The sequence below is a fragment of the Pengzhenrongella sp. genome (genome assembly GCF_036565025.1).
In the GTDB taxonomy this organism is placed as follows: domain Bacteria; phylum Actinomycetota; class Actinomycetes; order Actinomycetales; family Cellulomonadaceae; genus Pengzhenrongella.
Genome location: NZ_DATCNW010000230.1, coordinates 1 through 2,736, shown reverse-complemented (window position 1 = coordinate 2,736; position 2,736 = coordinate 1). Strand labels below are relative to the sequence as shown.

Sequence of the window (2,736 nt, the reverse complement as noted above, 5' to 3'; positions counted from 1 at the left end):
GCACGCGCGAGCTCGCCCGCGGGATGGGCTTCCCCGACAGCTACACCTGGGACCCGGACCTGTCGATCGCCGAGGTGACCAAGGGACTGGGCAACAGCGTGTGCCCGCCAGTGGGCCGCGAGGTCGTCTCCGCCGTCGCCGAGGCCATCGCGTGAGCGCCGCCGCGGCGACCTAGTCGCACTCGGGGTCGCCCACGCCCAACCCCTCGCAGAAGGCGTCGTGCGAATCCTGCTCGGCCTGTGCCTCATCCATCGCCCCGGCTATCCCGGCCGCGATCAACCCCAGCACGAACACCGCGACGAAGACCTTGAAACCGGCGCTCGGCTTCCACATGAAGCGAGGCGCGCCGAGGTCCGGGGTGAGCTTCACGGCGACGGGCACCCACTTCGCGCCGTTCCAACGGAACCGCCCGTCTGGGCTGATCACCGGCTGCGTCATGTCGCCTGGCCCCGTTTCGCGTTCGGCGCGCCCGGCGGCCCGCATCGGGCACAGGTTGGCAGACAACCTGTCGATTCTCGAAGTCGTCTGCACGGATGACTGCGTGGCTGGGGTGCGCGTGCAGAGGAGTTCGGGAATCTGGGTGTCCGTACTCCTCTGCGCGGCGGTCCATCTTTCGCTGCACTCATGTGCGCGACGACGTGGTCGGGGGCGACCCGGATCTGGAGGGGTGGTGCGACCCGTTCTCCCCTGCTGGGCGTCCCCCGCGTCGTTCCTGTCCCATTACCCAGAACTGAATCGTTCACGAGTCGTAGACTAATTGACGGGTTAAGTGTGTGACCTTCAGTGGTAAATGGCGCAGATCTTTCAGCGCTATTTGGCACGGTCAGGAGGCCAGACGCGACGCCCGCTCTCACATCCACCGGTCGGTCGACCGATCCCCGTCGCTCAGCCTCATCAAGGCGCGACGTCGGTCTCGGCGAGTGGCCCGATCCGGTCGGACCGCGCGCTCTCAGCGTGGTCGACGAGGAACTTGTAGATGATGCGGTCGGGGTGACCTTCTGGGGCTACGGCCAGCGCTGCTAGACCGGCCCGGATCGCGGCGTCCAGGTCCACGACGTCCCTCGTCTGCTCGAACCGGGTGAACAGAGCGGCACAGAGAGCCGCGAGGTATCCGGAGCAGTGCGGGTCGCCAGGTCGCGTCGCAGCAATCGCTTCCTGACCGGCTCGGATCGCGGCGTCCAAGTCCGCCGCCGCCCGGGCAAGTTCGAACCGCATACCCAGGCAGGACCCGAGGAACATCAAGTTCTCGGCGCGGTCTGGGTGCCCGGGCGGGGTCTCACCGACCGCCTCCTGGCCGGCTCGGATCGCGGCGTCCAAGTCCGCGGCCGCCCCTCTGCGTTCGAACCGGGTGAACCGTACGCTCGCGATGGCCGACATGAGTTCGGCCCGGTCCGGGTGATCGATGGGCGTGGCGGTCACCGCGTCCTGGACGGGTGGCGGGCGCTGCGCGTCGCGGGCCTCGGGGACGGTCATGTTGCCCGTTCCGGGCTCGCAGGTCGATGTGCACGCCCAAATTCCAAAGTTGCGGGGTGCTCGGCGCCGAAGGGGAGAAAGAGAGGCGCATGCATCCTGGGGTCAGCGCCGACGTTCATGGTGGGCCCCCTACGGGTTCTCTGCAACGTACGGCGGCGCATCCGACGCGCCTCGCCCGATCATAAAATGCGAAAACTGTCTCCTACCTGCACGAATGGGGTGAAATCACCGAGATGGTGCGAGCGGCTGAAGCCGGAGCGCCGACCGGAGATCCCCCCAGTTCTTGCGTCGCATGTGGCTCGCCTCCCTACCCGCGACGTCGGCTCGGCAGGCGCGCATGGCGACGAGCGCGGCGCGCATCGACGACCTTTCGATCGCCACAACGCGGTCGTCGTCGACGGCCATCGTGAAGCAACGAATTGACGATTAGGACGAGCCAGGTCGGCTCCTGCTGGCGCGCTGGTCAGGCCCGAAGACCCGCTGCGATCTGGTCGAGCAGGGAAGAGCGAAATCTAATCCTCGTGCTCGAAGCAACAGTGAAGGGCCCACAGCGCAACTCCCAGCGCCCGACTAGCCGACGGCCTCAAAAGGACCAAGCTGCAACGACGTCACCGAGCGACCGGACCCCCATTTTCAGCCCGGAACGGGCTGCCCCGACAGGGGCACCGACGACTAGTCGGTCACGGCGTGCTCCTCGTCCGCGGGTACGTTCGGGTAGGCGGCGGGGAGCGTGGGTCGGTCCTCGGGCGGGGTGACTGGTTCGCCGTCGGCGTCCTCGCCGACCGCGCCAGTCGGTGCGCCAGGCTCAGGCTCCTGCCCGTCCACGGACGGCTGACCTTGACTGGGGACCGAGCCCAGGAGATCACCGAGCACGACCGGACTGCTGCCTGCTTCCGGGACGGCGACCCTCTCGCCTGTTTGGGCGTCTCGTGGCGGGGCGGGACGAATCGGGACTTCGGGCTGTTGCGCTGGTACCTCCCCGAGCAGAGCGCCGCGTCCTTCCCCGCCCTGGCCGACCGGGAGGTCGTCAAGCGCGTGGCGACCAGTCGCCTGCGCAGGAACATCCATTGGCAGGATCGTGCCCGCTTCCTCGACGCGAGATTCCCTGCCGTGTGAAGGAGCGGGTCCGGACCTGCTGGCGTCGAGCTGGGCGATGGCGCGTCGGGCACGGCGGACGAAGCGGACGGTCCGCCACGCACCGTAGAGGGCGAGCACGAGGATGAGCAGAGCGCTGCCTATGAGCACCCATGGGGCGTAGAAGAT

At 68.1% G+C, this 2,736-nt stretch carries 5 protein-coding genes; 2 read left to right on the top strand and 3 right to left on the bottom strand.

Annotated features, from left to right (window positions below):
• Nucleotides 1-155, top strand: a 155-nt coding sequence (locus VIM26_RS27070) for a DNA cytosine methyltransferase (RefSeq protein ID WP_414696483.1), incomplete at its 5' end; no start/stop codon positions are given.
• 16 nt (nucleotides 156-171) lie between these two features.
• Here the strand turns inward: VIM26_RS27070 and VIM26_RS13440 are convergent.
• The 3 genes from VIM26_RS13440 to VIM26_RS13430 form a co-directional block, all read right to left on the bottom strand.
• On the bottom strand, nucleotides 172-504 hold the full coding sequence (locus tag VIM26_RS13440) for a hypothetical protein (RefSeq protein WP_331951985.1): 333 nt from the start codon (nucleotides 502-504) through the stop codon (nucleotides 172-174).
• A gap of 390 nt (nucleotides 505-894) precedes the next feature.
• Complete coding sequence (locus VIM26_RS13435) at nucleotides 895-1,473, bottom strand: hypothetical protein (RefSeq protein ID WP_331951983.1); 579 nt, start codon at nucleotides 1,471-1,473, stop codon at nucleotides 895-897.
• A 672-nt stretch (nucleotides 1,474-2,145) separates the two neighbouring features.
• A complete protein-coding gene (locus VIM26_RS13430) occupies nucleotides 2,146-2,298 on the bottom strand; it encodes a hypothetical protein (RefSeq protein WP_331951981.1) in 153 nt (50 codons plus the stop codon).
• A 12-nt stretch (nucleotides 2,299-2,310) separates the two neighbouring features.
• On the opposite strand from VIM26_RS13430, the gene VIM26_RS13425 reads away from it, so the two are divergent.
• Nucleotides 2,311-2,589 carry a hypothetical protein gene (locus VIM26_RS13425; protein WP_331951979.1) on the top strand — a complete coding sequence of 93 codons (279 nt, stop codon included), beginning with the start codon at nucleotides 2,311-2,313 and terminating at the stop codon, nucleotides 2,587-2,589.
• Nucleotides 2,590-2,736 lie beyond the last annotated feature (147 nt).